The organism is Mycobacterium sp. (genome assembly GCF_040509115.1).
In the GTDB taxonomy this organism is placed as follows: domain Bacteria; phylum Actinomycetota; class Actinomycetes; order Mycobacteriales; family Mycobacteriaceae; genus Mycobacterium.
Genome location: NZ_JBEVLO010000521.1, coordinates 1 through 24,325, shown reverse-complemented (window position 1 = coordinate 24,325; position 24,325 = coordinate 1). Strand labels below are relative to the sequence as shown.

The 24,325-nt window shown below is 66.5% G+C and carries 19 protein-coding genes; 12 read left to right on the top strand and 7 right to left on the bottom strand.

Annotated features, from left to right (window positions below; all coding sequences use genetic code 11):
- Positions 1 to 47: 47 nt before the first annotated feature.
- Positions 48 to 1,142 (bottom strand): alcohol dehydrogenase catalytic domain-containing protein, encoded by a 1,095-nt coding sequence (locus tag ABW137_RS35210; RefSeq protein WP_526407484.1) that lies wholly within the window; start codon positions 1,140 to 1,142, stop codon positions 48 to 50.
- Positions 1,139 to 2,044, bottom strand: a complete 906-nt coding sequence (locus ABW137_RS35205; protein WP_526407482.1) for a DeoR/GlpR family DNA-binding transcription regulator — start codon at positions 2,042 to 2,044, stop codon at positions 1,139 to 1,141. Before ABW137_RS35205 ends, ABW137_RS35210 begins: the two co-directional genes overlap by 4 nt.
- 264 nt (positions 2,045 to 2,308) lie before the next feature.
- On the opposite strand from ABW137_RS35205, the gene ABW137_RS35200 reads away from it, so the two are divergent.
- A complete protein-coding gene (locus ABW137_RS35200) occupies positions 2,309 to 3,658 on the top strand; it encodes an MFS transporter (protein ID WP_526407480.1) in 1,350 nt (449 codons plus the stop codon).
- A gap of 53 nt (positions 3,659 to 3,711) precedes the next feature.
- Here ABW137_RS35200 and ABW137_RS35195 read toward each other — a convergent pair whose 3' ends face one another.
- Positions 3,712 to 4,191: a ribose-5-phosphate isomerase gene (locus ABW137_RS35195; protein ID WP_526407479.1), complete on the bottom strand. Its 480-nt coding sequence runs from the start codon at positions 4,189 to 4,191 to the stop codon at positions 3,712 to 3,714.
- A gap of 258 nt (positions 4,192 to 4,449) precedes the next feature.
- On the opposite strand from ABW137_RS35195, the gene ABW137_RS35190 reads away from it, so the two are divergent.
- The 8 genes from ABW137_RS35190 to ABW137_RS35155 all read left to right on the top strand — a co-directional run bounded on the left by ABW137_RS35190 (position 4,450) and on the right by ABW137_RS35155 (position 15,323).
- Positions 4,450 to 5,970, top strand: a complete 1,521-nt coding sequence (locus ABW137_RS35190) for a PucR family transcriptional regulator (protein WP_526407477.1) — start codon at positions 4,450 to 4,452, stop codon at positions 5,968 to 5,970.
- Positions 5,971 to 6,168: 198 nt separating this feature from the next.
- Entirely contained in the window at positions 6,169 to 7,398 is a 1,230-nt protein-coding gene (locus tag ABW137_RS35185) for an alpha/beta fold hydrolase (RefSeq protein ID WP_526407475.1), read from the top strand.
- Entirely contained in the window at positions 7,395 to 8,378 is a 984-nt protein-coding gene (locus tag ABW137_RS35180) for an acetamidase/formamidase family protein (RefSeq protein ID WP_526407473.1), read from the top strand. Before ABW137_RS35185 ends, ABW137_RS35180 begins: the two co-directional genes overlap by 4 nt.
- Positions 8,379 to 8,684: 306 nt before the next feature.
- Entirely contained in the window at positions 8,685 to 9,470 is a 786-nt protein-coding gene (locus tag ABW137_RS35175; RefSeq protein WP_526407471.1) for an SDR family NAD(P)-dependent oxidoreductase, read from the top strand.
- A 63-nt stretch (positions 9,471 to 9,533) separates the two neighbouring features.
- The gene (locus ABW137_RS35170) at positions 9,534 to 11,018 is read left to right on the top strand and encodes a purine-cytosine permease family protein (RefSeq protein WP_526407470.1); all 1,485 of its coding nucleotides are present in this window, start codon (positions 9,534 to 9,536) and stop codon (positions 11,016 to 11,018) included.
- Positions 11,015 to 12,277 carry an amidase gene (locus tag ABW137_RS35165; protein WP_526407468.1) on the top strand — a complete coding sequence of 421 codons (1,263 nt, stop codon included), beginning with the start codon at positions 11,015 to 11,017 and terminating at the stop codon, positions 12,275 to 12,277. Before ABW137_RS35170 ends, ABW137_RS35165 begins: the two co-directional genes overlap by 4 nt.
- On the top strand, positions 12,270 to 12,896 hold the full coding sequence (locus ABW137_RS35160) for a DUF1989 domain-containing protein (RefSeq protein WP_526407466.1): 627 nt from the start codon (positions 12,270 to 12,272) through the stop codon (positions 12,894 to 12,896). Before ABW137_RS35165 ends, ABW137_RS35160 begins: the two co-directional genes overlap by 8 nt.
- A gap of 177 nt (positions 12,897 to 13,073) precedes the next feature.
- Positions 13,074 to 15,323 carry a S9 family peptidase gene (locus ABW137_RS35155; RefSeq protein WP_526407499.1) on the top strand — a complete coding sequence of 750 codons (2,250 nt, stop codon included), beginning with the start codon at positions 13,074 to 13,076 and terminating at the stop codon, positions 15,321 to 15,323.
- A 60-nt stretch (positions 15,324 to 15,383) separates the two neighbouring features.
- On the opposite strand, the gene ABW137_RS35150 is transcribed toward ABW137_RS35155, so the two are convergent.
- Complete coding sequence (locus ABW137_RS35150) at positions 15,384 to 16,133, bottom strand: MerR family transcriptional regulator (protein WP_526407465.1); 750 nt, start codon at positions 16,131 to 16,133, stop codon at positions 15,384 to 15,386.
- A gap of 45 nt (positions 16,134 to 16,178) precedes the next feature.
- Between ABW137_RS35150 and ABW137_RS35145 the strand changes: the two genes are divergently transcribed.
- Entirely contained in the window at positions 16,179 to 18,074 is a 1,896-nt protein-coding gene (locus tag ABW137_RS35145; protein ID WP_526407463.1) for a S9 family peptidase, read from the top strand.
- Complete coding sequence (locus tag ABW137_RS35140; RefSeq protein ID WP_526407461.1) at positions 18,071 to 18,745, top strand: DUF3159 domain-containing protein; 675 nt, start codon at positions 18,071 to 18,073, stop codon at positions 18,743 to 18,745. The genes ABW137_RS35145 and ABW137_RS35140 overlap by 4 nt, the downstream gene beginning before the upstream one ends.
- Here the strand turns inward: ABW137_RS35140 and ABW137_RS35135 are convergent.
- Together ABW137_RS35135 and ABW137_RS35130 are read right to left on the bottom strand one after the other, a co-directional pair.
- The gene (locus tag ABW137_RS35135) at positions 18,731 to 20,284 is read right to left on the bottom strand and encodes an AbgT family transporter (RefSeq protein WP_526407459.1); all 1,554 of its coding nucleotides are present in this window, start codon (positions 20,282 to 20,284) and stop codon (positions 18,731 to 18,733) included. The genes ABW137_RS35140 and ABW137_RS35135 overlap by 15 nt on opposite strands.
- The gene (locus ABW137_RS35130) at positions 20,274 to 22,157 is read right to left on the bottom strand and encodes a CocE/NonD family hydrolase (RefSeq protein ID WP_526407458.1); all 1,884 of its coding nucleotides are present in this window, start codon (positions 22,155 to 22,157) and stop codon (positions 20,274 to 20,276) included. The genes ABW137_RS35135 and ABW137_RS35130 overlap by 11 nt, the downstream gene beginning before the upstream one ends.
- 106 nt (positions 22,158 to 22,263) lie before the next feature.
- Here ABW137_RS35130 and ABW137_RS35125 point away from each other — a divergent pair, with 106 nt between their 5' ends.
- Positions 22,264 to 23,346: an ArsR/SmtB family transcription factor gene (locus ABW137_RS35125; protein WP_526407456.1), complete on the top strand. Its 1,083-nt coding sequence runs from the start codon at positions 22,264 to 22,266 to the stop codon at positions 23,344 to 23,346.
- Positions 23,347 to 23,373: 27 nt separating this feature from the next.
- On the opposite strand, the gene ABW137_RS35120 is transcribed toward ABW137_RS35125, so the two are convergent.
- A complete protein-coding gene (locus ABW137_RS35120) occupies positions 23,374 to 24,165 on the bottom strand; it encodes a L,D-transpeptidase (protein ID WP_526407455.1) in 792 nt (263 codons plus the stop codon).
- Positions 24,166 to 24,325 lie beyond the last annotated feature (160 nt).

The window sequence follows — 24,325 nt, the reverse complement described above, 5'->3', positions numbered from 1 at the left end:
GTGGTGCTCCTTATTGCGGTGGGTGGACGAACGAGGACGGGACTTGTTCAGGCCCAGGGGTTGACGCCGACTCGCATGTCAGCGCCGGAGCCGGCGAGGTTGAGCGCCTCGACGGCGCGGTCCAGTGGTAGCTGGGTACCGATCAGTTCGGCGACCGGCAGTGCGCCGGAGGCGACCATGGGGGCGACGGCATGGAAGCCGTCCAAGCGACAGGACGAGGCGCCGACGATGTTCCACTCGTTGTAGTGCACGTCGTTCGCCGATACTGCGAGGTCGGCGTCGGCGCCGAAGCCCGCGAACACCGACACACTGGCACCGGGGGCGAGGCAGCCCAAATACGGTGTGAGCGCGTCGATTCTGCCGATCGCCATCACGAGTACGTCGATGCCGCCGTCGGTGAACTCGTTGAGCTGAGCCGCGGCGTCCGGGCCGGGCTCCAGGACCAGGTCCGCCCCGAACCGAGTGGCCATGGTCCGCCGCTGGGCAATGGGATCGACGGCGGCGACCCTCTGCACTCCGAGGCTTTTCGCCAGACCCGTGTGAATTAGGCCGAGTGGGCCGCAACCGACGATCAGCGCCGTCTCTGCCCGCGACATCCCGGCGAGCTTCTGCCCGTTGTAGGCGCACGCGACGGGTTCGATGATGGCTGCCTCGGCGGCGGAGACTCCGGGCACGGGGACCAAGTTCTGTCGGGCCACCGCGGGCACCCGTACGAACTGGGACAGCCCGCCGGTGAGTTGGTAACCGAACGCCTTGCGGTTGCGGCAGATGTTCTCGTGGCCCTTGCGGCAGGCTGCGCACACTCCGCAGGTCACCAGCGGGTAGACGGCGACCTGGTCGCCCATCGCGACCCCGTCGGGGAGTGGGCCGTTGGCGTCGACCACGGTGCCTGCGAACTCGTGCCCCAGCACGCTCGGGAACGTGACGTTCTTCTGCTTGCGACCTTCGAAGATGCGAACGTCGGTGCCGCACAACAGCGCAGCGTCGACCCGGAGGAGTACATCACCCGGTTCGAGTTCGGGCATCGGAACGTCTTCGATGCGCAAGTCGTTCGGGCTGTGGAGTACAGCCTGGCGCAGGGTCGCTCGCTCCGATGACGCGGTTGGCTGCGTCGAGGTGACGGAGTCCGAGGTGGTTGTCACGGCTGGTTGCCTTTCACATTGGTGAGCTCGCTGAGGGCTCGGAGGGGTTGCACGACGTCGATCTGAGCTCCGGTGTTGCGCAGTTCGTCCAGCGCCACGGTCTCGGCGTCGTCGTCGGTGATCAACCGCCACCGAGGGGGTGTGGGGGACCAGTAGTTGAACTGGTCTGTACTGACCTTGCGACGATCGGCGACGACGACGATCTGGCGGGCGCGCTGCATCATCAGGGTCTTCAGCCGGCTCTGCTCGAGGGTCCGCGAGGCGACGCCGTACTGCGGGTGCACCGCGTCGGCGCCGATGAACGCGTAGTCCGCGACGACCGAGTGAAGCATGTGCTCGGCCTCCGGTCCGCTGATCGTCTGGTTCACCGAACGAAGGCGTCCACCGAGGACGACAACCGACACGTTCTCCTTGCCAAGCAGGACGTTGACCGCCCCGATGCCGTTGGTGAACACGGTGATGTCGTCGGCGTCGAGGTGACGTGCGACGAACTCGGTCGTGGTGCCCGCGTCGAGGATCACGACTGCGCCATCGGCGACGAGGTCGGCTGCATGCCTGCCGATGGCGTCCTTCTCCGCGGTGAACTCGAGATGGCGCTGGTGGATGGACAATTCAGCCGGGCCGGTCAGGGCGACGCCGCCGTAGGTGCGGGTGATGCGCCTGTCCTGGTGCAGGCGGCTGAGATCCCGTCGCACCGTGGCGAACGAGACGCCGAATCGTTCGGCGATCTCCTCGACGCTGAGGGCACTCGACTCGACGGTTTGCAGCAGTTGCAGGATCTGCTCGCGTCGCTTCGCGCCCTTGACGTCCCGGCGCCGTGCGACGAGTTCGTCGTCACCGGATTCGTCGGCGGGCCCGGACTCGGAGATCTCGGGATCGACCAGCTGGTCTTCTTCGCTCACGGTTGACGACGCTACATGCGCGAAGCGCGCAAGTCAACGTTATATGCGCAGAACGATCATCACGATCTCGAAACTTGCCACTAACCGTCGACTTACGTGCACATAAGCGTGTTGGCGATCACGTATTGACTTTTGAGATGATTGGTTCAATCATATTGAACGAGGATCCTGATTGTGTCGCGCACCACAGCGACGCTCAACCAGCGTCCGCCTCTCACCATTCGGTGAGCGAAACAATCAAAGAGTCCAAACCTGGAGACACAGATGACTAGCATTTCGGCTACGAAATCGGACGCCGCTGAGCCAGACCCCTCGGGGATGAGCCGCGCCACCAAGGTGCGGTGGGCCGTCGCGGTGTTCTGCGCACTCGGCCTCGCCATCAACTACATCGATCGCTCGGCGATCTCCGTCAGCCTTCCGTTCATGGCGGAGGACTTCACGCTCACGCCCACCGAGAAGGGCCTGATTCTCAGCGCCTTCTCCTGGAGCTACGCGTTGATGCAGATTCCTGCGGGCCGGCTGATCGACAAGTTCGGTGAACGGGTGATGTTCGGCGCGTCGGTGTTGGTCTGGTCCCTGTTCACCGCGGCCACCGCGGGTGTGTCGAGCTTCGCCGCGCTGCTCGGCCTGCGTCTCGGTCTCGGTGTCGGTGAGGCCGGCGCCTATCCGGCCGCCGCCAAGACGGTCTCGCACTGGTTTCCCCTTCGCCTGCGCGGCCGCGCCACCTCGGTGTACGACAGCGGTGCCCGCATCGGCAGCGCCGCCGCCACTCCGATCATCGCGCTGATCATCGGGCTGTTCGGATGGCAGGCGGCGTTCGTCTTCGCAGGCGGACTCGGCATCCTGTGGGCGATCGGCTGGTGGGCTTGGTACCGCCGACCGGAGAACAAGGCCGGCGTCAACGCCGCCGAACTCGCGATCATCCATGAAAGCCACCGCGAGCAGAGCGCCAACAACCTGAACCCCGACGCCAAGCCGATGCGCATTCGCGACCTGTTCAAGCAGCGCACCGTCTGGGGCATGATGCTCGGGTTCTTCTGCCTCAACTTCATGATCACGTTCTTCCTCACCTGGTTCCCCTCGTACCTCGTCGAGGAGCGCGGGTTCAACCTCCTCAAGCTCGGTGTCTTCGGCATGATCCCGCCACTGGCGGCGATCCTCGGCAGCTGGGCTGGGGGCATCCTCGGCGATCACCTGCTGGCTCGGGGTTGGTCGTTGAACAAGGTGCGCAAGACGTGCCTCGTCGGCGGCATGCTGGTGTGCTCGGTCATCGCACTGGCCGCGATCGCTCCGGAGGCGTGGCAGGCACTCGTCCTGATGTCGATCTCTTACGCGGCAGCGGCATTCACCATCGTCTCGATCTGGTGCCTGCCAGCGGACGTCGTCGACTCGAGCACCGTCGCGACGCTGGGGTCGACCCAGAACTTCTTCTCCAACATCGGAAGTGCGCTGAGCCCGATCATCATTGGCGCCCTCTACGGTGCGACCGGATCGTTCGAGGTGCCGCTTCTGCTCACTGCAGCGATCATCATCGCGGGCGCACTCTGCTTCGGCCTGGTGATCAAGAAGGTCGAACCGATCCGACGACCGGACGTCGAAGAGGCAAACGTCTGATCCGCGCGATCCAGTCGACGCCCTCCGCCCCGGCGGGGGGCGTCGTCAGGCGGTCAGGTCGGGGAGCCGGGGACCGGCGGTGCGACACCGCTCCGTTCGTAGTCAGCGATGACGTCGACGCGCCGCTGATGGCGCGCTTCCTGCGACCACTGCGTCGTGAGGAACGCGTCGACGATGGCGAGAGCTTCCGGCACCGTGTGCATCCGGCCGCCGATCCCGATCAACAGGGCGTTGTTGTGTTGCCTGGCAAGGGATGCCGTTTCCGTGCTCCACGCCAGCGCGCACCTGGCTCCGGGAACCTTGTTGGCGGCGATCTGCTCACCGTTTCCCGATCCGCCGAGAACGATGCCCAGACTGCCGGGATCGGCGACGGTCCGCTCTGCCGCGGCGATGCAGAACGCGGGGTAGTCGTCGTCGGCGTCGTAAACGTACGCCCCGCAGTCGATCGGCTCGTGCCCGGCTTGGGTCAGATGTGCGACGACCGCCTGCTTGAGTTCGAACGCACCGTGGTCTCCACCGAGATAAACGCGCATGCCGACGATTCTGCCGTAGCCGCGGGGTGCTTCGGATCAATTGTCAGCGATGCGTGGTGGAGCGTCTCCAAGGGGGCGGGGCACTGCCTGAACGCCGGGAACAGCAGAAATGAGGGACCGGGCAAGCGCGAGTGATCCTGGGTCAGTGGCGGTCGGCCGTGGGATCGGCAGCCGTTTCACGACCCCTCAGCGGCTGCCTGCGACAATGGATCAGTCGGCGAATCGCCGGTCGGCGCGGCAGGACGCGGGAGTCACTCTATGGTTCGTCTACAGGCCATCTTGGACCATCCCGGATTACACCTGCGCCACGTCGCGGGCCCGCCCGGCTTCGAGCGCACCGTGACCGGAGCGCATTCCAGCGAGCAGCTCGATCCCACCCCCTTCCTCAACGGGGGTGAGCTACTGATGCTCGACGGGCTGATCCTGCCCCGTGATGACCGACAGATGAGCGACTACATCCAGCGCCTAACAGACAAGGGCATCTGCGCCGTCGCCTTCGGGGTGGCACCACACCCGCCCTTTCACCCCAGCGTTCCGCAGGAACTCGTCGCGGCCGCCAACTCCATCGGAATGCCACTTTTCGAAATCGGTTCCGACACACCCTTTCTCGCTGTCACTCAAGCTGTCTTCTCATTCATCTCCGAAGAGGACTTCGCCGCCACCAGGCGGCTCGCCGCAGCCCAGCAACGTTTGGCCGCGGCCGCCGCCAAACCCGACCCGCTCTCTCAAATCGCGGTCGTTGTAGGCGAATTGGCCGGCCTGGGCGCCACCGTCTGCGACGTCAAGGCCCAACCGCTGACCCGCAATCCCAACGACGCCGACTTGTCCATGGCAGCGCGATATGCCGAGAGACTGCGTAGTCACGGCCTGAACGTGTCGGCCACCGAGGATGCGCCCGGTCAACGACGCTTCCTGCAACCCTTGGGCACCGGTGCGCTGCGCGGCGCCGTCGTGTATCGCGTCGCCCTCGCCGACGCCGATGCCCCACTGCCGCGCGACATCATGGCCTTCGCTACCACCCTGTTGTCGATCGAACTGGAACGTCGCCACGCGGTGCGGGTGCTCGAACGCCGCCCCGGCGATCAAGCCGTGCGACGGCTCTTGACCGCCATGCCGCCGGCTCGGGCCGCTCAACTCGTCGAGTCGGTGGGCATCCGCTCCGAACGCGTCCAGGCCGTCGCCGTCGCCTATCCCGACCGCGCAGGGCACCTGATCGACGACCTCGACAACGCCCTGCCCAACGTGTTGCTGTGTCCCTACCGCGACAAAGAGCTCATCCTGTTGATACCCGCCGGTGACACGTACACCCTCGACATCCTCAAGGCCGTCCTCGACAGTCGCCCCGCCGGCGTTGGCGGATCCGTTGCGCCTCATGATTTCGCGGCCAGCCTGCGCCAAGCCCGCCAAGCCGCCGAAGTGAGCGCCACCACCGGTGGCGGTGTGGTGAACGCGATGGACCTGGGCAGCATTCGGGTCCTGCTGCACCTGGGACCGCCCGACACCCTGCGCGCCTTCGCCGACGCCGTGCTCGGCCCCATCGAGACCGGCGCTCGCCTCGACGAGGCAGCGACTCTGCTGGTCTCCCTGCGTTGTTACTTGGAGGCCGACGCGATTCATGACCGCGCGGCCGCCGCTGCCGGGGTCCACCGTCACACTCTGCGCAAGCATCTGCGCCGGATCGAGGAATTGACCAGCCGTTCTGTCGACGCCACCCATGATCGCGCGGAACTATGGATGGCACTGCAGGCTCGCGATCTATCGGCCGCCCGAACCGACTAGCCACACCCATGGCCTCGTGCGTCTGATGGGTCGGGACGGGGTTCAGCGGGAGCCCGGAGCGGAGGTGCAGCGCCGGACCGCGTGTCGCCGCCGTGTACATCCGCCGGCTCGTCGCGCTCCACGTCGGCGTCTGTGCTGCAACCGGGCGTCATGTCACCGTGAACACGACATCAGTCCGCATCCAGCTACGAGGATCCGATGACCACCTTCCAGCGCACGATCGACCTCACGCCCTTCACGCCCAGCATCGACGAGGAGGTCCTCGCCGATCTCCGTGAACGGTTGGCCCGCACCCGCCTTCCCGAGCCGAGTCCCGGACCGCGATGGCAACAGGGCACCGACCGCGACTATCTAGCGGACCTGCTGACCTACTGGCGCGACGATTACGACTGGAGCAGCCAGGCGCGCTGGCTCAACGGGTTCGCCCACTACCTCACCGACATCGGCGGCGACACGATCCACTTCGTATACCAACGAGCCAGCAGCGGCCGCGGAATCCCCCTGATCCTCACCCACGGTTGGCCCAGTACCTTTGCTGAATACCTGGACGTCGCACCGCTTCTCACCGATCCGCAAGGCCACGGACTGCCGGGACCCGGATTCGACGTGGTGATCCCCTCACTGCCCGGCTACGGGTACTCACCGCGCCCGCCGACCCAGGGTGTGAACTACCGCTATGTCGCGCGCCGCTGGCACCAGTTGATGCGCGGCCTCGGCTACAGCCGGTACGGCGCGGCAGGCGGTGACTTCGGGTCAGGCATCTCGACCTACATGGCGATCGAGGACCCACAGGCGATGATCGGGATCTACCTCAGCCATCTGGAGATCCAACCCGCCCTGGACGCCGATGCCGCACCGTTGACGACCGCTGAAGAGACCTATCGTGCCGGAAACGACGCCTATTGGGCCGACGAAGGCGGCTACTTCCAGATCCAGTCCACCAAACCTCAGACGCTGGGCTACGGGTTGAACGACTCACCGGCCGGCTTGGCCGCCTGGATCGTCGAGAAATGGCGGACCTGGGGTGACACCGGCGGCGACGTCAACACACGCTTTTCCCGCGACTTCCTGCTGACCAACGTCATGCTGTACTGGGCGACCCAGACCATCACCTCCTCGATGCGCGACTACTTCGACGACCGAGCGTGGTTCAACCACGACACCGGACTGACGTCCGCCGATCGGGTCACGGTGCCCACTGGCTTTTCGACCTGGCCGTCCTACGCCACCGGCGAGGGGATACCACCACGCTCCTGGGTGGAACGCCTCTACAACGTCACCCACTGGACCGAGATGCCCGCCGGCGGACACTTCGCCGCGATCGAAGAACCCACGTCGTATGCCACCGACCTGACCACCTTCTTCGAAGGGGCCCGTAGCGCGACCCATGACGTGTCCTCCGCCGTGACCGCCGAAAGCCCCCGATGACCGAAATCGACAGCCACTCACGTCTGGCCCGCCAGCACGCCTATGAATACGACATGGCGGTGCAGACTCCCAAGCTACTCGTGCCCGAAAGGCAGCCGTTCACACTGGAAGTGGAGAACTCCACCAGCAACCGGATCCGAACCGAGGCGGATCTACCGACCAGAGAAACCCTCGGCGAACTGTTCGACCTGAACAAACTCAACCCGTGCGCCGGTCCGATCGCCGTCGAGGGTGCCGAACCCGGCGACGTCTTGGCGGTCGACATCCTCGACATCGTGGTCGCGGAAACCGGCTACGTCTGCCTGGAGGGGCTCGGCCCACTCGCCGAATCGTTGCGTTATCCCGAGGCTCGCGGGCCGTTCACCAAGATCATCGACCACCTGCCCGGTCCAAGCGGCACCACCTCAGACGGCGTCGGAGTGTTCGACGACAACGTCCGGTGGAACCTTCAGCCCATGATCGGCACCCTGGGTCTGGCGCCGCAACGAACAACCCGTGGATCGGACACCGTGACCATGCAGAACCGGCACGGCGGCAACCTCGACACCAGAGAATTCCGCCGCGGGCACAGGATCCTGCTGCCCGTCGCCCACCCCGGCGGGCTGCTCTACGTCGGGGACGTTCACGCCAGCCAAGCATCCGAGTTTGGCGGCACCGGTGACGAAAGCCGCGCCGATGTCACGCTCAGCTGCACAGTCCTGAAGAACACGACGATCCCGTGGGTGAGAGTCGAAACCCCAACGGAGATCATTCAACTGAACTGCCACCGCCCCATCGACGAAGGCATCCGCCAAGCGAACCTGTGGATGCTGGACTGGTTGGTCGAGGAGTACGCAATGTCCGCGAGAGACGCCACCTTGCAGCTGGCAGTCAACCCCGACGTCCGCAATAACATCTACTCCCTGTCCATGTGGGGAACCATGAACTTCACTGTGGGAGTTTCATTCCCGAAGAGCAGCATCCCCACGTTGCACCACTGACAACTGAATGCTCGACCCCGCTCCGGGGGACCGTATCGCAACGCGAAACGGTCCCCCGGTTTGCGTTCCAACCGGCGGGTCGCCCGACGTCTGGCGCACTGAAGGCGGGCCGCCCCACCGGTATCACGACGACGGCAGGCCGTCGGTGTCCACCGCGTACACACGGACGGGTGACCGTCGCCGAAACGGCTACTGGTGACCCGCCGCCTGCGGTGCGAGGGTGAGCTGCAGCACATCATTCGACCGCCACGACCACCGGCAGGCGAAGTCTCGCGAAACGTTCACCTCAGGAGCACTGGAACATCCATGACCACGATGCAAGGCAAGACAGCGATCGTCACCGGCGCCAGCTCGGGAATCGGACGGGCGGCGGCCGACCGGCTCGCGGAGTGCGGCGCCAACGTCGCCCTGCTGGCTCTCGACGACGACCGCCTCGAATCAGCAGCCAGCGAAGTCTCCCGCCACGGAACGCACGTGCGCGCCATCGGCATGGACGTCAGTGATCCCGGCCAGGTCGTGGAAGCCTTCGAGCAAGCAGCCACGCTGGGCGGCATCGACGCCGTCTTCAACAACGCAGGCATGTCACTGATAGGTCCGATCACCGAATTCTCCGACGAGGACTGGCAGCGTCTGATCCAGACCAACTTGTCGGGGAGCTTCTACGTCAGCCGCCAAGCGGCCCGTCTGATGATCCCCACCGGAGGCGGGGCCATCGTCAATACCGCCTCCGAACTAGCCCTCATCGGCGAAGTGGGATTCGCCGCCTATTCGGCCACCAAAGGCGGCATCCTCGCCATGACGAAGGCCCTGGCCGCCGAACTGGCCCCGCATCACATCAGGGTCAACGCGGTATGCCCCGGCTCCACCATGACCCCCCAATTCCAGGCCGAACTCGCCACCGCCGCTGACCCCGAGGCAGAACTCGCGGCCAACGAACGCACCATCGCCCTTGGACGGGTCGCCCAACCACTCGAAATAGCAAACGTCGTCGAGTTCTTGCTGTCCGAGCGCGCCTCATACATCACCGGTACCCAGATCATCGTCGATGGCGGCCGCACCGGCTGCATTCCCCCACCCCGGCCGCTCGACTGACCGTCCCGTCACGGCCCGCCCACCTACAACCACGCTCACATCTCCAGAGACCAAGGAAGCACCATGCCCAAAGACCGGGCCCCAGATAGCGCCCCAGCAAAGGCATTCGAGCTGGAGCAACACGGCTTCGACTACATCCCCACCACCGAGCGCACCATGACGATGCGCGAAGCCAACGTCTTCATGATCAGCGTCCAAGCCAACTTCGTCCCCGTCGCGCTCGGCGTCGTCGGCGTCACCCTCGGCCTCAACTTGTGGCTGGCAGTCCTTGCGGCGGTCCTAGGGAGCGCCCTCTACGCCTACGTCGCCTTCGCGTGCATCAGCGGACCGCGATCGGGCCTACCCACCCTCACCTTCACGCGGGCGCCATTCGGCATGCGTGGCAACAAACCAAACACCGCTCTCACCTGGGCCGTCCTTGTCGTCTTCGAGGGAATCAACACCATCCTCGGCGCTTACGCGCTGGTGGCCCTGCTGCCGCTCGTCGGCGTGGAGAACCCGAGCCTTACGGCGAAGATCATTTGCGCTCTTGCCGTCATCCTCGTATCGGCGATCCTGGCCACCTACGGGCACGCCACCATCGTCTACGCCCAGAAGGTGATCACCTGGGTGCTGGCCGCCTGCCTGATCGTGACCTTTGTGTTCACCGTCGGGCACGCCCAGGTCTACCCCAGCAGCTACCAGCCGCTCGACCGCGGCGCGATGTGGGCGGCGTTCTTCGTCGCAATCAGCGTCAACGCCGCCAACGCCATCTCCTACCTCTACATCGCCCCGGACTGGTTCCGCTACATGCCCACCAACACCTCGGGCCGCAGACTGTTCTGGAACCTGTTCGCAAGCGGTGGTATGACCGCCGCGTTCCTGGCCACGTTGGGCGCTGTGCTTGCCTCGCAGGGGGACATGTCCAATCCGGTGGCCGGCGTGCAACCGATGGTGCCGCAGTGGTTGTTCGTCATCTTCGCCGTGTGCGCAGTGGGAGGCACCATTGCCAACAACATCCCCACCCTGTACTCCTCCGGGCTGAATCTGCAGGCCCTGGGTCTGCCGTTGCGGCGTCACTGGGCCACTCTGATCAACGTCGTCCTGGCCTCCGCACTGGTCATCTACGTACTGATCAACGAGAACTTCCTCACCGCCCTCAACGACTTCGTGGCCATGCTCATCGTGTGGGCCGGGCCGTTCGGCGGTGTGTGGATCGCCGACGCCGTGCTGCGCCGCAACAAGTACGACCCCGTGGGCCTGCATGCCGTCGAAGACCGCGACCGCGGCCCCTACTGGGGGTGGCACGGCTGGAACCTGCACGGCTGGGCCGCGATGCTCGCCGGCGTGGTGATCAGTCTGCTCACCGTCAACGCGCCCGTATTCGAAGGCCCCATCGCCAAGGCGCTGGGCGGCGCCGACTTCTCCTGGCTGCTCGGGTTCTCGTTCGCCGCAGTGGTTTACGCACTTCTGGCCGGTAGGTCGGTGCGCACCGTGGCCGATCGCACCGTGGCCGACCGCCCCGCGGCAGACAACATCGACCCCGCCGCCCAAAGCCCAACCTCGTGACCGACGCCGAGCCGACGCAGACCGGTATCGTCGCGGCTTGTTCGTCCATCGACCGCTACGAACACGACGTCCACGCCTGGACCTACATCGACCACCAGGCTCTGCGAGGCCCCATTACCGCCGCGCTCGGCCCGCTCACCGGATGCGTCGTCGGCGTCAAAGACATCATCGACACCGCCGAAATGCCCACCGAATACGGCTCACCGATCTACCGCGGCCACCGCCCGGCCGAGGATGCGGCCGTGGTGACCGCACTGAAGGCCGCCGACGCCGTCCTAGCCGGAAAGACCGCCACGGCCGAATTCGCCTTCCTCGGTAGCGGACCCACCCGCAACCCCCGTCGGCTCGGCCATACCCCCGGCGGCTCGTCGATGGGCTCCGCAGCCGCAGTCGCGGCTGGCATGGCGGATGCCGCTCTGGGCACCCAGACAGCGGGATCCATCATCCGGCCAGCGAGCTACTGCGGTGTCACGGGATTCAAACCCTCCTTCGCCGTGGTCCCCACCCGAGGCGTCAAGGCACTCGCGCCCTCGTGTGACACGGTCGGATGGTTCGTCCGCGACGTCGCGTTGCTCGCTCCGCTATGGGAGGCCCTCGCAGGCCGGCAGGTCGACATCCCGAAGGCACCGCTGCGATACGCGCTACTGCGCACACCGCAGTGGCCCCTCGCCGACGCACACAGTCGTGCGGTCGTCACCGACGCCATCCTGGAGCTGACCCACGACGGCAGCGCCGTCAACGACGTCACCGACCAAGCCCTGTTCACCAAAGTCGGTGCCGCGCAACGACGAATCATGATGTACGAGGCGCGACAGAACCTCGCCTGGGAGTACACCCACCACGCCGATCGACTGGGCCAGCAGTCACGTTCGGCGCTCGATGCAGCCAACGGCATCACCGCCGACGACTACAGCGAGGCGCGCGGCGTCATCGAGCACGCGCGCAGCCATCTCGAACAGTGGTTCGGCACCGCCGACATACTGCTCACGCCCGCCGTCATCGGCGAAGCGCCTGCTGGCCTGTCCTCCACCGGAGACCCGGTCTTCGCGCGTCCCTGGACGGCACTGGGAACGCCGACCGTGGCGATTCCGTGGGACACCGGGCCGAACCAGCTGCCCATCGCCGTGCAAGCGATCGCTCGGCCGGGACACGACGCGACACTGATCGCCGCGGCGCACACCATCACCGATGCCAGCCCCTACCTGGCGGCGGCGAACGACGACCTCCTCGATGAAAGCGACCCCCGGCACCATGGCTAATTCCTCACGGGCTCAACACGATCAGACGGTCACCGTTCCCGGCGGGCAGGGCCGCGCCGTAGCGGTTCCCCGCGGCAGCCGCGTGCACGTGGTCAACACTGGCGGCGGTCAGGTCGTGGACACGTGGGCACTCGCCCTCCCCGAAGGGCGCCACCACATGTCGATGTCGCACTCCCGCCCCGCCATGGGCCGTGTCAATCCCCGAGCCGGTGACACCCTCGTCGACGACACCCGGAAGCCGATTCTGGACCTCTTGGCCGACACCAGCGCTGGCCGCCACGACACCCTGTTGGCTGCCTGCGACGCCGCTCGCTACGCCGGACTGGGCCACGAGGGCTGGCACGCCAGTTGCGCCGACAACTTCAAGAAGGCCGTCCTCGAAGCGGGGCTGGATCGACTCGACCCGCCCGATCCGCTCAACCTCTTCCAAGCAGTCGACACCGACGAAGACGGCGCGTTCACGTTGGGCGCGTCACCGGCAACACCCGGCAGCAAGGTCGTGTTCGAAGCCAGGCAAGACGTGCTGTTCGTCGTGAGCGCCTGCCCCATGGATCTCATAGCGATCAGCGGCCCCGAACCGCCACGATCCATCAACGTGCTGGTCCAACCACCTCCGTGACCGGCCGTCGCTTTCACGCGTCGGACTCATCCTCCCGTCCCGTGGACAGCACGACGAACCCGTCAGACGATCGGGCGACACGCGGAGCGAGGTTCGTCGGGGCCAATCGCAGCGCATCGACTTGACCATGCCGCTACGTCCGGGTGTTCCATCGAGGTCGTGACGTCCAACGACCCAATGCAGTTGACCGATTCCGACTACTCCCGCGCCGAACAGATGCTCGCCCCATACCGGGCTCGCCGGGTGCCTGGAAGTTCGATTGCGCCGCAGTGGATCTCAGAGGGTCGACGGTTCTGGTACCGGGTGGGAACGCGGTTCGTCGTCGCGGATCCTGGCGAGGGCACCCGCTGCGATGCCTTCGACCACGACCGATTGGCTGCGGCGCTGTCGTCGGCCTCGGGTCATGCGGCGACCGGCGACGACCTGCCGATCTCCGCCGTAGAGATCGGCGACACCGCGGGTGACGACACGGTTCGCTTCACGGCATTCGACACACGGTGGGCATGGACGGACGATGCGGACGCCTGCGTCGAGGTCGAGGAGGACGGATCGGGCCGGCTCGACCAGGTGGTGTCCCCGGACAAGGCGTGGGCGGCGTTCCCCAAGGACGGCAACATCTGGGTCCGATCTCAGGACGGGGAGCAGGAGTTCGCGCTCACCGACGACGCCGAGCCGCAATACGACTACGGCGGCCTGCCCGAGGCGACGGGGGCGCGGACGCTGATGCGGATTCTGGGGCTCCCGCAGCCCTTCCTCGTCTCCTGGTCGCCTGACTCGACCCGAATCCTCGTGCACCGCCTCGACCAGCGCGACCTTCCCGAACTGGTCCTCATCGAATCCGCTCCCGCCGACGGCGGCCGACCGGTGGAACACCGCAGCCGTTACCCCATGCCTGGGGAGGAGGCGCAGGTGACGATGACGTGGAACGTGCTGAACGTCAACGACCGCAGCGTGATCCGGCAGGACGGCGAGCCGACGACGATCATGCACCCCACTGCCCTCGTGTACGCGTGGTGGACGGGGAAGTCCGGTGACGCGGTCCACTACCTGCACGCATCCCGCGACGCCCGAACCCTGGAGCTTCGCAGGCTCGACCCGACGACCGGCGCCGTCGCCACGCTGATCAGCGAGACCGGCGAGACTCGCGTCGACCCGACGCCCCAGCTGGGGGAGCCGCCGATGGTGCACGTACTGGAGTCCGGCGAGATCCTGTGGTGGTCGCAGCGCGACGGCTGGGGCCACCTCTACCTCTACTCGGCCGACGGCACCGAGGTCACGCAGGTCACCACTGGGCCGTGGTTGGTGCGCAGCGTGCTGTGGGTCGACGACGAACGCAGGCAGGTGTGGTTCCTCGCCGGTGGCCTCGTCGACGACGACCCCTACGTCCGCCAAATCTGCCGAATCGGTTTGGACGGTGCCGGGTTCACGAGACTCACCGACGACGATCTCGACCACGACGCCATCAGCCCGCCGGACGGTGGATACGTCGTCGACCGCGCCTCCTCATCGAACCAACCGCCCCGCTCAGCCGTACTGGATGGCGACGGACGGCTTCTGGTCGAGCTCGAATCCCCAAGCACCGCAGCGCTGGAAGCCCTTGGCTGGAGCCCTCCGGAGCGCTTCCGTGTCACCGCTGCCGACGGCAAGACCCCGATCTATGGTCTGCTGTGGCGCCCCCACGACTTCGACTCGCAGCGGCGCTACCCGATCGTCGAGCACACCTACCCCGGACCGCAGATCTACCGGGCGGGTCCGTCATTCAACGAGCCGCACTACGGCGAGCCGGAAGCGCTCGCGGCGCTGGGGTTCGCGGTGGTCGCCGTCGACGGGCGCGGTACCGCGGGTCGTAGCAAGGCCTTTCACGATCACTCCTACGGCGATCTCGGCAATGCCGGCGCGTTGGACGATCACATCGCCGCGATCCGCGAACTGGGTTACCGGTATCCGTGGCTCGACACCGGGCGCGTCGGGATCACTGGCCAGTCGGCAGGTGCCTTCGCCGCGGCCCGTGCCCTCCTGATGTATCCGGAGTTCTACCGGGTGGCGGTGGCGACGTCGGGCAACCACGACAACGGTGTCAACTTGGCCATGTGGGCCGAGCACTACCACGGTGACGTCAGCGCCGAGGGCAAGCGGGCCGTCTCCAACGCGACGCTGGCCGCCAACTTGACGGGCAAGCTGCTGCTGATCCACGGCGAACTCGACGACAACGCGCACCACTATCAGACGCTGCGGCTCGCCGACGCACTCATCAAGGCGGACAAGGACTTCGACATGCTGCTGATTCCCGGCGCCGAGCACGCACTGGTGGGCCGCGGGCATTACTTCATGCGCCGCACCTGGGACTACTTCGTCCGGCACCTGCACGGAACCGAGCCACCCGGCTACCGCCTCGCACCGTTGCCGATGCCGCCGCTTGGCGGCTGAGCGCGGCTGAGCGCGGCTGAGCGCGGCGGAGAGGTCACGCGCGCCGGGCACGCGCGAGCGCTAGTCAGCGGAGTCGCGCAGCATCCTTCCGGCCCGGCCAAGCACGTCGAGCTGCGCCGGGTTGTACAGCTCCGCCATCGCGTAGCCGATGGTCTTCTTCGCGAACACGGCACCCCCTGGCGCGTCCTTCTCGGATTCGGGCAGTTCGGGATGCGCCTCGTGAATCGCCCGGATGTACGGGACGAGGCGCTCGGCCACGTCCCTGCGGGTCGCCTCGTCGGCATCGGGCGGCAGGTCGTCGAAGGCGGACGCCACCGGATCGTCGGGCGCGTTCTGCAGGAGGTCGGCGTAGGCCTCGAGACCCCGCGGTCCAAGCACGCGGGTCAGGACGACGACCAGCGAGCGGTCCGCGTCTGACAACTTGGCCACCGCGGCAGGCGGAACGAACTCCGGGGGCAGGTCGGTGGGTGCCGCCTGGTCGATGATGACCCGCAGCTCGGCGCGCGCGGCCCGTAAACGGTCGATGGTGGCGGTGAGTTCGGCGTCCAGATCGCGTAACGCCTGCTCGGGATGATCGTCGGCCTCGCCCATGGCGGCGATCTGCGGGAGGGTGAAGCCGAGATCGGTGAGGCGTTTGATCCGCACCAGTCGGACGAGGTGGGCGACGCCGTACTGCTTGTAGCCGTTGGACCGACGTTCCGGCTCGTCGAGCAATCCGACCTGGTGGTAATGCCGAACCGCTCTCAGGCTGGTGCCTGCGAGCTCGGCGATTTCACGGGTGCTCCACGCCACCGTCCCATTCTCGTTCATCCCGCGACTTGACTGTGCCGCAGCGTCCGAGTGTGCGATGGACTCATGGCAACACGTGAACACATTTCCGTCGAGGACCTCTTCAAGCCACCCACCCGGGCCGCAGCGACGATCTCGCCCGACGGCACCAGGATTGCCTATCTCGCGCCGTGGAAGAACCGCCTCAACGTCTGGGTGCAGGACGCGGATTCCGATGCCACCGCGCGGTGCGTCACCGCCGACGAGACCCGCAGCGTGACCGACTACCAGTGGACCGACGATCCGCGCTGGCTGCTGTACCTGCAGGACACCGGCGGCGACGAGAACTGGCACGTCCACCGGGTCGACTTGGACGATCCGTCCGCACCCGTCGTCGACCTGACGCCGTTTCCAGGTGTCAGGTCGTACTACGAGCTGTTGGCCGACCGCCCCGGGAAGGCGATGGTGGGCCTGAACAAGCGAACCCCCGAACTAGTCGACGCCTACGAATTGGACATCACCTCCGGTGAGCTGACACTGCTCGCCGAGAACCCTGGAAAGGTCGCGGGCTGGTTCACCAGTCGCAACGGGGAGCTGTTCGCGTTCTCCCTCACCGCGGACGGCGACGTCGAGTTGTCGACGTGGGACGCCGCTGACGGCGCGCTACAGACGATCGCCGTCTATGACGGCGCCGACTACACCCTCGGCATCTGGCCGATGGCCGTGACCCCGGATGGCAAGGGCCTGTGGCTCGGCTCCAACGAGAACCCGGATCGAACCACCCTGGTGCGCCTCGACGTCGCGACGGGCGAGGAGACCGAGGTAGACGACCACCCGACGTTCAGCATCGACCCGCGGGCGGGGGTGTTCCCCACGTTGCCATCGCCGCTGATCCTCAGCCGACGAACCGGCGACTTGCTCGGAGTGCGTTACCTCGGTGAGCGGCAGGTGATTCGAGCGCTCGACTCCGAGTTCGCCGCGGTGCTCGAGAACTTGGAGAAGCTATCCGACGGTGACTTGTCGACGCTCTCGTCGGACGACGGCGGCCAGCGCTGGGTGGTCGGCTTCGACGATGACACGCAGCCGGGCGTGACCTACTTCTACGACCACGCGACGGGGGCGAGCCGAGAGCTGTTCCGACCGCTGCCGCACCTGAAGCCCGAGTCGTTGGCCCCGATGACGCCGGTCACCATCCCCTCACGGGACGGGCTGGCGTTGCACTCGTACCTGACGTTGCCGCTGGGGATCGAGCCGAAGGGCCTGCCGTTGGTGCTGGCGGTCCACGGCGGCCCGTGGTCGCGCGACAGCTGGGGATTTCAATCAGGAACGCAACTGCTCGCCAATCGCGGATACGCCGTGCTGCAGGTCAACTTTCGGGGCTCGACCGGCTACGGCCAGGGCTTCGTGAAGGCCGCGGTCGGAGAGTTCGCTGGCAAGATGCACGACGACCTGATCGATGCAGTGAACTGGGCCGTCGACCAGGGGTACGCAGATCGCAATCGAGTGGCGATCGTCGGCGGTTCCTACGGCGGCTACGCGGCGCTGGTCGGAGTCACCTTCACTCCGGACGTCTTCGCCGCGGCCGTCGACTACGTCGGCATCTCCAGCCTGGAGAACTTCATGCGGACCCTTCCCGAGGTCGCGCGACCGCACCTGGCCAACAACTGGCACCTCTTCGTCGGACATCCCGACGATCCGGACCAGTTGGCCGACATGCTGGCCCGCTCACCCATCACCAGGGTCGACCAAATTCGCACGCCGCTCCTGGTCATCCAGGGGGCCAACGACGTCCGCGTCGTGCAGGCGGAGTCCGACAACCTCGTCGAGGCGCTGCGCGCCCGCGGTGTCCAGGTCGAGTACATGATCAAGGACGACGAGGGGCACGGATTCGTCAACCCCGAGAACGTCATTGACCTCTGGCGGGCCATCGACCGCTTCCTGGCCGAACATCTCGGCAGCGAGCAGGAGGGGGATGCGCGGTGACCGGCTCGCAGACCGAGACGCCGTCGCCAACGCTTCTGGAACGGGTAGGCGGGGTGTCCGGCCTGATCTATGCCAGCGTGCCCTCCGTCGCGTACGCCATCGTGAATGCGATCGCAGGGTTGAACGCGGCGGTCGTGGTGGCGGTCGGCGCCAGCGCAGGTTTGATCGTGCTGAGGATGCTCCGCAAGGAGCGCATTCAGCCGGCGGTCTCCGGACTCATCGGCGTCGCCATCGCGGCGGTGATCGCCTACCAGACCGGATCCGCCGAGAACTTCTACCTCCCCGGCATCTGGATCAGCTTGGCTCTGGCAGTGGTGTTCGCGGTCTCCATCGTGGTGCGGCGCCCCCTCGTCGGGGTGACCTGGAACCTGTTCAGGCGCGAGGGCGCGGATGCGTCCTGGCGGGCCGATCGGGTGGTGCTACGTGCGTTCGACGTCGCCACGCTGACCTTCGCCACCGTGTTCGCCGCGAGATTCGCCGTCCAACAATGGCTTTACGGTGACGGCGCCACGGGGTGGTTGGCGTTTGCGCGGATCGCGATGGGCTACCCGCTGCTTGCGCTCGCGCTGCTCGTCACCCTCTGGGCGGTCCGCCGGGCGAAGAGGCGGCTCGACGCCGCCGCCGACGAACACCGGGAACGCCTGCTGGGCCACGCTTCAACGAACCGGTGAGCCCGGCCCCAGCGGAAGACCGGTCACGTACCAGATCGCGAACAGGGCCGTCCACGCCAGCAGCATTGCGATGGCTGCGGGCAAGGTGAAGGACACCAGCGTCCCGATGCCCGCCTTCTTGCGATAGGTCTGCAGGAATCCGACGGTGAGGATGAACGTGGAACTCATCGGGGTGATGGAGTTGGTGCAGGAGTCGGCGATGCGGTAGACCGCCATCACGGTGGCAGGCTGCGCGCCGACCAACATCATCATCGGAATGATGATGGGCGCCACCAACGCCCACAGCGCGGAGCCACTGGTGATCAGCAGGTTGAGCAGTGCGATGCCGACGATGAGCAACAGCAGGATCACGAAGATCGGCGCGTTGAGCTGTTCGAGGAGGTCCGCGCCATGAACGGCGATGACGGTGCTCATCTCGGTCCACTCGAACAGGGCGAGAAACTGTGATACGGCGAAGAACAACACGATCAGTGGTGTCACCGACCGCAGTCCTTCGGCCATGAATTCGGGGAGGTCCGCCGAGCTCGACACCTGATGCGTCAGATGGGCGTACGTCAGGCCGATCGCGAAGAAGAAGAGGCTCAGCACCGCGGCGATGCCGTTGAACAGTGGGGAGTCGAGGATCTCCCCGTTCTCGCCACGCAGCGGTGAGCCGGCGGGCACCATCGCGACGACGACCACGGCGATGAAGCCGACGGCGACGATGCCGGTCCAGCGCAACGCGCGGCGTTCCGTCTCGGGGGTCAGACCAGGAACCTCCTCTCGCACCCCGGGTCCCCGGGCATCGTCGTCGGGGATGAGTTCGTGCTCGCGTCGAGCCAGGACCTTCTCGGTCACGATCGTCAGCACGACGGCAAGGACGAGCGCGGAGACGGTGGTGAAGTAGGTGTTGTCCGTGGCGCGCACGACGCCGCCGGGGTCGACGACCTGGACTGCCTCGGTGGCGATGTTGGCGAAGATGACGTCGCCCGGTGCGATGAACGGGTTGGCGTCTCCCGCGGCGTTGATCGACAAGAACGCGACGATCATGCCGAGCATCGGCGAGCGCCCCACCGCCTGGAAGGCGACGGCCGCCAACGGAATCATCACGACGTAGGCGCTGTACTCGAGGAACTTCGACAGCGCACCGGTCAGACAGACCGCGAAGACCACCCAGCGCGGGCTGATCCGGGCCAGGGCGCGGTGCACGGTAGCCTCGAGCAGCCCACTCTGATTCGCGATCCCGAGGCCCAGCATGATGATCAGCACCGTCCCCAGTGGACCGAAGCTGACGAAGGAGTCTTGAGCGCCGACGACGAGCTCACGGATGCCGTCGACCGACAGAGCGTTGCGGACCGAGACGGTATCGCCGCTCGACGGGTCGGTGACGCTGACTCCCGCCGCGGCCAGCAGTGTGCTCGCCCCTGCGACGACGACACCGAGGATGCCGAAGAGCCAGAACGGGTGTGGTAGTCGATTGCCCACTCGTTCAACGGTATTCAGGTAGCGGGTCAGGCGTTGGCCCGGCTGCCCGACGACGTCGGTGGAATTAGCGGTCATGGCGCTGCTCCTTCGTGGGAGGTCGGCGAAGCTGAAGGCGGAGCTGGGAGCGACCGTCGACGTACACGCGGTTGGTTGCCGAGATCCTCGGCCAGTCACCCACTTCCGGCGTACCGGTACCGGTGTTGAGGTCGAATCGCGGAAAGTTGCTCGAGCTGACGTCGAGCCTGATGCGGTGGCCCGGCATGAAGCGGTTGGCGGTGTCCGGGGCGCGAACGGTGACCTCGTACTCGCGGCCAGGCTCCATGAGCTCGGGATGCCGGAAGCCCTCCCGGTAGCGGGCCCTCAGAATGCCGTCGGTGAGGTTCATCGCGAACCCGTCCGGGTGGTCCTGACTCGGGGGGTGAACGTCGACGAGCTTGATGGCGAAGTCGGTGTCGACCGCGGTGGAGGACACCGCAAGACGGGCGGAAACCGGGCCGGCGAGCACGATTTCGGAGGTCAACGGCTCCGTCTGGAACACCAGCACGTCGGCGCGCGCATCGAGGGGCAGGCCCGACCCATCGAGGGTGAAGGTGCGTTCGTCGGGACGTTGATCGAAGGCGCCGCCCACCATGAGGGGTTCACCCGAGGTGACCTGGCCGCCGATGGTCGGGACGGGGTGCTCCGGGTCGTGCTGGTAGTCGAGGTGGCTGCCAATCGTCGGCGGTTCCTCGGACAGGCCGCCGTCACCATGGAGGTAGAAGGACGTCGCGACGGTGTCCTCCGGCGGCCATCTCCCACACGTCTCCCAGTGTCCGCCGTGATCGAGTCGGCCGTCGCGGTTCGTGGTGCCGGATCCCGAACCCATTAGGAAGTAGCGAACTCGCGGACCGGTCGCCTGCGTCGAACCCAGTGCGGCGTCGAACCAGTCCGCCCGCATCTCCGCGTAGTCGGTGGCAAGGTTGCCATCGAGCGGTGCGGCAGGCCCGAAGTCGACGTCGCCCGCGAACGAGTCGCTCCGGCGCCCGTGCGTCCACGGCCCGAGCACCAGGTAGGACGGGCTGGTCTTGCGGCGGCCGAGTTCGTGGAAGTTCTCGATCGCCGTCAGGATGTACGGGTCGTACCAGCTGGACATGTGCAGATTGGGCACGTCGGGAAACTCGTCGTAGAAGCCGCGGCCGTACAGGCCGAGCTGTTCCCAGAACGGCCCGAAGTCGGCGTGCTCCCACTGCTCGAATAGATAGTCCTCGTAGTCCGGCGCGTGGCTCAGCGGAGAGTGGGTCCGCCACCATGGCAGCTGGCCGAACCATTTCTCGATGGAGTCCCGATCAAGTGTCACTTGCTGATTCGTGCCGGACGCGCCTCCCGTGGCGCGGGAGATCGCCCATGTCGCCTGTTTGAGTTCGAACGCGCCACCCATCCGCACCCCCGTCTCGTAGGCGCTGGCGAAGCCTCCCGAGTCCAGGAACATCGCAGCCACGTGTGGAGTGCCCAGCGATGCCAGCGCGCTCTGCGCATGCGCCGAGTACGACACCCCCATCGTGGCGACGCGTCCGTCGCACCAGGGTTGACGGGCGATCCACGCGACCGTGTCGAAGCCGTCCTCCGCCTCACCCAGGTACTTGACGAACAACCCGCCGGAGTCGAACCGGCCACGACAATCCTGACGCACCACGACGTACCCACGGGCGGTGAACCGACTGCAGACGACGTCGGGCGGGGCCGGGTTGCACGACCCGACCGCCCCATCCGAGCCGCGGGTGTTGCGGCGGCCGTAAGGCGTTCGCTCCAACAGCACCGGCCGCGGAGTCGGGTTGTTCGTTGCGGCGTATACGTCGGCGACCAACTCGACGCCGTCGCGCATGGGGGTCGAAACCGTGCTACGCCAGCAGGCATCCGGAAGCGCCAGCTGCTCCCAGTCTCCCGCAGGGACTCTGGAATCGTCGTCCACGTTGCGCTCCTCGGGTTGTCTTCGGTTGGCGGGAGCGTATGGCGGGTACCCGCCCCATTCGCCAACAGTTGACGCAGGTGCGTTAATCATTGGGTAGGGTCGAGACGTGCCAGTGCTGTTCGACCTGCGCGGCGCGCGTTCCGCGGACATCGTCACCGGAACATCGCCACTCGCGGAACTGCAGGCATGTCTGCACGTGGTCGCCGAACCCGACCACCACCCGGACGCTGCCCCATGGCTCGCGCGGGTCAGCGAATCCATCACCGAAGACCTGCGCGGCCAACTGGCGTGGTTCGCGCCGTTGTGGGCCCGCCGCCGGTCGCGGTTCCTGTTGCCGCTGCGCGGCCCGCTCAATGCGGACGTCGACGGCGAGCTCACCCAGGTCGAACGGATGCCCATCGTCCGCTTCGTCGAACTGACGGCAGAGACGATCGGTGGGGGAGCGCTCGATGGCAGCGGTTTGTACGACTCGGTCGACCAGCAGGCCGCCTTCGTCGCCGCCTGCGACAGCCGCTCGTTCTCGCGCGGCGAGCTGATCCGGGCGCTGTTCGCCGACCCGGAGGCCTTCAGGGGCCAGTTGTCGAACACGTTGCGGCACTGCGTCGACCAATTCTTCGCCGCCGAGTGGAGGCGCGTCGAGGGTCGGCTGCATCAGGACGCCGAGGCCACCCGCAGCAAGCTCGTCCTCCCCGTCGCCGAGTTCTTCGCCGCCCTGAGCCCCACCGCCACCCCGATGCTCGACGGTGAGGCCGTCCGGTTCGACAAGCTGCAGAACCTTCGGATCTCGACCGCAGGCGTTCGCAGTCTCGTCATCCCGACCCTGCACGGCCGCCCGCACCTGCTCATCAGGGCCGACGCCGGCTTGCCGATCGTCATCCAGTACCCCGTGAGCTCCGACCACGCTCAGGTCGAGACGCTCCCGATTGCCCTTGTGCGCGAACGCTTGTCGGTGTTGTCTGATCCCGTTCGTCTCGATCTGTGCAGGCATCTGGTCAACGAGGGCATCACTACCTCGGAGCTCGCCCGGCGAACGGGGATGCCGCCGCCGCAGGTGTCCCGGCACCTCGCGAAGCTACGGAACGTCGACCTTCTGCTATCGACGCGCAGCGGCCGATACGTGTACCACCGACTGAGCGTCGAAAAGCTGCGTCAGATCGGCCCCGAGCTTCTCCTGGCGATCGTGAGATAGGGTCGCTGCGGCGCTGTCCCCGACGACCTACTCCTGCACGATCACCGGGTCGCCGACACGGGTCGTGTCGAAGTACCACTCGGCAGCCGCGGGGCTCAGGCTGATGCAGCCGTGGCTGGTGTTCTCGAAGCCCATGGCGTTGACGGCCCACGGCGCCGAGTGGACGTAGAGTCCGCGGCCGCTGATGCGGACGGCGTAGTCCACCTTCAGCAGGTAGCCGTCGGGATCGTCGACGGGAATGCCGACGCTACTGGAGTCCATCGTCACGGTGCGGTCCTTCGACAGCACCCGGTAGGTGGCGGCGGGCGTCGGGTAGTCCGGCCTTCCCATGGAAGCCAAGAGGACCCCCGCCTCGCCCGCGTGTGGAAGGTGATGCGGCGCAGGGCCTGTCGCGACTCCGTCGATGGTCACGGTGAACGTGTGGTCGGAGACGTCGGCGACGCCCACTACGGCAGGGCCCGTCTGGAGTTCCGTCGACCTGCCACCCACCGACAGCATCATCGTGGTGTGTGCGGGCCAGAATCGGTCCGGCACCCACTGCACGACGTTGCCATCGAGCCACTCGAATGTGCCCGTCATCGCTGGGCTGGACGTGACGGCCAGGGCTCTCTCGGCGGTCTGTCGGTCGGCGACGGGCCCGTTGAACGTGACCACGACGGGATGCGCCACGCCCACGACCTCATCGGGTGCTGGCGAGATCGACTTGATGATCGTGCTGAGCGGCAGGCTGACCGCCGTCGCGTCGACGTCGGCGGTGCTGCCGGCCACGATCGCGACGACCGCGACTACCGCAAGAACAAACTGAACGACAGCCCGCATCGATGGGATCCCTTTGAATTGACCAGCTCGTCATTAATCGTCTTCATCTTACGAGGTCATCGACGTCGAACTGGACAGTGCGCCTTGCCAATTCGGTCAATTATTCGTCACGGTTCGGCCACGGTGCCGACCACTTCGAACGACGATGGTGGGCACGGCC